The following is a 4,301-nucleotide window of genomic DNA, read 5'->3' as shown; positions in this document are numbered from 1 at the left end:
AAGGTCGTAGGTTCGAGTCCTACTCCCGCAACCAATACCAAAAAAACCTAGGTCTCAAGCCTAGGTTTTTTTGCGTTCTAGCGACTCCATAGCTAATTAGCAGTCCAATCCATAATTAATAAGCGCATTATTCATCCGCTGTAAGTCGCCGTATTGTCAACGCAGCTCGCTGCTCAATCAATATGGCAATTTGCTCGACGATAGGCTGGTCCACGTATGGGGTGCTAGTTTGAAGTGCTCTCGCGGCCATCGGTAAACGTTTGCATAACTCAAGCACACGTTTTTTTGTTTGAGCGACAGACAGCCCCGCCGATGCCGCAAACTGCGCCCAATGCCGCGACTGCACTTCGCTAAATTTATACTTACTGCCAATCTTCATCGCCATTTTTGGTGTTAATTCTGGATAAACTGCCGTAGACAATAGATCGTAGAAAGGCGCTAGAACAGGGGTTTTATCACGATAGAGTAGTGAGAAATTTTTACCATGGGCATCATGATTACCAATCAATGCATTAAATATCACCCCATCAAGCAGTCTCAACACATGGATAACATTAGGTTTTGTTGTGCGACGTACCAAGTCAAAACATTGCGCTAAATCAGGCCCCCCCTCGTTTTGATATTTCAACTCGGGAATAACGCTCAGCGCCTGGCAAAAGTCTTCCTGATGTAAGCGCTGCAGTTGAGCATGGTAATCAACAATCCGGTCATAACGCTCTACAAGCAAAAATGAGTGTTCGCCAACAGAATGAATATGGACCGCAGCAGACTGAAACCCCATAAGCCCAGCCAGTGACATGCAAAATGCTTCGTTAACCACGCTATCACTCACCGCTGCGATAGCGGGTTTTAAAATATGTGAACTGGGTGCACCAGCGCGAGGCAATCCAATACGGACACCATCAAATACAACCGGCAACTTATCTTGCGCTCCCGCCAATGAAAGCCGCAGGCCATCTTGCCCTGCCAACATCGGTCGACGCGGCAATTCTTTTAATATGTGAACTAACTCATCGTCATTAAGCCATTGCACTGCATGCTTATTGCCAACTGCTGGCAAACTTTGTCCTGGCTCTAGGAACGTAACCGCCCCAGCGCACTCACCACCAATTTTGTCCAGCAATGCAAAATCATTCTGCCCTGATACCTTGAATTGTTGAGCAATCAATTTCCGCATTTGCCCCTCAGGCAAAAGACCCGCAAAAAAAGGCCGAGTAGCAATGTCGTCAAATGCCTCCGTCTGCAAAGGTAAAGAGCTCGATAGTGCAGTCGCATGGGCTTGCCCTAACCAATCAGAATGGTACTGAAAACATAATCGGCCATTATCCAGCGACAACATCCCCACCAAATCGCTAAATAGCCAAACCTCAAGTTTATGTGCCATTAGATGCTTCTCCCGCTGGAGCGGGTAGACCACTAATTTGCACAGTTCCGCCGAGTGCATCAATGACGCGTAACACGGTTTCTAATCTCAACGTTGGCTTGCCCGCCTCAAGGTCGACAATGAATCGAACACCAACACCTGCTGCTAAAGCCAGTTGTGGCTGAGTCAACTTCAGTTGCTTGCGGGCCGCTCTAATTGCAGCGCCTAAGTGCCGTGTTGTTTGAATCGGAATGCTCATAAGTAACTACCCAGTATATTTCCCGTTCGGGAATTATAGCTCGGCTTAGAGTAATTTCAACTAAAATTTACCGTACGGGAAATACACCAACTCAAACCATGGGGAATTAACTATTATTCCCGATCGGGAATCTACGCCTACCGCTTTGAGCAGCAATGAGTGTAAGCCACTGATTCATGCCTAATGGGTTGGTGGTTTTTTTGCGTTCTGGCTACCGATTGAGTCGATGTATTGCCAGCTAATGCTTACCAAACAATACGTTGCGGCATATACCTACAAGTCGCGAGCCAACTGCACCATTGCTGCTGCCCATAGCTCGCGTGTGCAAGTTAACATTGCACACGCCTTAGCTTCATTCACCACAAAAATCACGCGCGCATCTGACTAGGTTGCGCTAGGCCGATAAGCCATACAGAGACCGAGCTCAGATGCCAACTCGCAACTCAGTAGCCGTAGCAGGTTTTCAGTGCGGCAAAATTATAAAACTTACTCGTTGGGCTGATTTTAGCGCTGTCACATGCCGCTTTAAAGTCGGTTTCTTTTTCGTTGTACAGCATTTTAACCAATACCCTTCCTTCGGCATTTTTGTAAACATCCCATTGCATATTGGCAGCCATCGGTGAGATGGCTTCACCACGCCATGGATTGCTTGCATAGCTAAAGGTTTGTGCCAAAGGCACTGGCTGTACCGCATTTTTTAGCCCGATTCGAGTCGCCAATGGAATGATGATTTCAGCGTGGGCAAAGCGAATTTTTGCCGCATTACTTGAACGATTACTCACCACGTCATCGACTTCTTTAAACACATCATCGACTAAAATTTGCGCCATTTTGTGGGTCACATCGCCTTTTTCGGTGATGCTTGGGCCTTTGTCATAAAAGTCCGATGCATCATTTAAGGCCGCAAAATACCGCGCCTGCGCTGCAGGTAGATACGGAATAAAATCAACCCCGGCTTCGGCTCTCATTGCTGGCGCAATCACATACAACTCATACATCAGGCTACCGGCATCTGCGAGCGATGCAATTTTAGTTTTGCCATCACCCGTTAAGGTTGAGGTCAACTTGCCATCGTCACTCACATAACTAAAGGTGCCGGTATTGGCAAAGCTGTGACTACCTGCATCAATTTTGTCGACAAATGCTTTAGTAAATAAACGCTCTAAGATCGCACGACCAGCCGCTTTAGCCTCCAATGTGCCGAACAAAGCCTTTTGTTTGGCCAGCAAATCGCCATCGTCTTTATAAGCTTGATACGCTTGGCTATCTAAGTAAGTGCGATACAAAGGGTCTTTTACATTGCTAACTAAATCAGTGGATTTTTGTAATTTATGGAAATACAACAAAAAGCGATTGGTGCCGGCAGTTTGGGGGACCGCAACAGCATTATCCGGATAAGGCCCAGGCGCTGCTGGCTTGTCAATCAAGCCAGCCAAAGCGGCATTTTGCTGCGCCAATGCTTGCACAAAATAATTGCCACTATCGACGGCACGATCGACGCCAGAAGTGACAAAAATAATTTTGCGCGGCGAGCTGCTGGCCGTTTTGGCGACTTGCTGCCAAAAGTCAGGTTGACGTTGCAACATTCGCATGGCCAGTTGCTGATGCTCCTCAATCCCGACTTGGGTTTCATTGCCATAGCCGGGCTTACTAATGCCGGCAACGTTGTGACCCAATAAGAAATTAGCCTTCATGATTTTGAGCACATCAGCGCCAAGTTTTTCACCCAAAGGCGTTAAAGCGCCCTCTTCTTTGGCCTTGCTCCACATATTGTAAACGGCCAAATCGTATTTCAAGCTCGATAGTCCACGCGAGCCATGGCGGGCAATCAACTGCGTATTCACCACATTAAAACCCGCAGGTGCAGCTTCATAACTTGAGCGGTCTTGTTGTGGGCGATACGGTGTTTTGGTTTGATAGTAACGATCCGTTTGCGTACTTTCGGCGAGTAGTTTTTTAAGATCGCTATCGGCACTCTTGCCAGCGATTGCCGCTTGAATCCGTCGAATGCCATCATCAGATGCTGCCTTCAGCGCCGCCTTATTGCCTGCATCGGTTTCAAGATTAAAGTCGGCAAGTAGCTTATTGGCTGGCACAGCCAAAGCATTGGCGACTTTCTTCACTGCATCATCAAAACTTAAACCCTGATTTTCCATCTCACTGACCACCGACGTCGTGTGCAGGCTAATCGTGGTCGGCCATTCTTTTGGCGCACGCAAAATCAGCGCTTGAGTCAGCGCAGTTTCGGTTTTGGTATCAGGATCATATCTTTTGGCATCGAGCCCGATCTCAGCCACTAGCGGCGCACGGCTACCGCTGAGCTTAAATTGGCCATTGCTGTCCGTTCGGGTACTGACTTCATTGTTATCGCACTGGCCATTATTATTTTCGTCAAAACAAACCTTCGCATTGCGAAAATAACTGCCGAGCACCACGCCAGCACTCACCACTGGCGCATCAGTTGGTTTGGGGCTTGCTGTTGGCGCAAGCGATGGCAAGGGGCTAGCGCTATCCCCATTTCCTCCGGCACTCCCGCCACCACCACATGCAGCCAGTGCGCCACTCACGAGTACCGCGAGCGAGGCACGCTTAAATTGGACCTTAGAGACAAAAAACAATCGAGACATAGCCGCAGATTCTGTAAGAAGAAAAGCTGGCTACAGTAGCGCCCCCCTATGA

At 48.1% G+C, this 4,301-nt stretch carries 3 protein-coding genes; all 3 read right to left on the bottom strand.

All coding sequences use genetic code 11. The features are described from left to right. Positions 1-127: 127 nt before the first annotated feature. The gene (locus Q0V82_RS16450) at positions 128-1,384 is read right to left on the bottom strand and encodes a type II toxin-antitoxin system HipA family toxin (protein ID WP_297577544.1); all 1,257 of its coding nucleotides are present in this window, start codon (positions 1,382-1,384) and stop codon (positions 128-130) included. Then, the gene (locus tag Q0V82_RS16445) at positions 1,374-1,622 is read right to left on the bottom strand and encodes a helix-turn-helix transcriptional regulator (protein ID WP_297577541.1); all 249 of its coding nucleotides are present in this window, start codon (positions 1,620-1,622) and stop codon (positions 1,374-1,376) included. Before Q0V82_RS16445 ends, Q0V82_RS16450 begins: the two co-directional genes overlap by 11 nt. Positions 1,623-2,065: 443 nt before the next feature. After that, positions 2,066-4,249, bottom strand: a complete 2,184-nt coding sequence (locus tag Q0V82_RS16440; RefSeq protein ID WP_297577539.1) for a histidine-type phosphatase — start codon at positions 4,247-4,249, stop codon at positions 2,066-2,068. Between the last annotated feature and the right edge of the window lie 52 nt (positions 4,250-4,301).

This window comes from uncultured Deefgea sp. (genome assembly GCF_947072475.1).
Classification (GTDB): Bacteria; Pseudomonadota; Gammaproteobacteria; order Burkholderiales; family Chitinibacteraceae; genus Deefgea.
This window is presented reverse-complemented; position numbering and strand designations above follow the sequence as displayed.

Excerpts from the sequence above, each read along its gene's own strand:
- Q0V82_RS16450 (WP_297577544.1), bottom strand. The coding sequence starts at position 1,384 with ATGGCACATAAACTTGAGGTTTGGCTATTTAGCGATTTGGTGGGGATG.
- Q0V82_RS16445 (WP_297577541.1), bottom strand. The coding sequence starts at position 1,622 with ATGAGCATTCCGATTCAAACAACACGGCACTTAGGCGCTGCAATTAGA.
- Q0V82_RS16440 (WP_297577539.1), bottom strand. The coding sequence starts at position 4,249 with ATGTCTCGATTGTTTTTTGTCTCTAAGGTCCAATTTAAGCGTGCCTCG.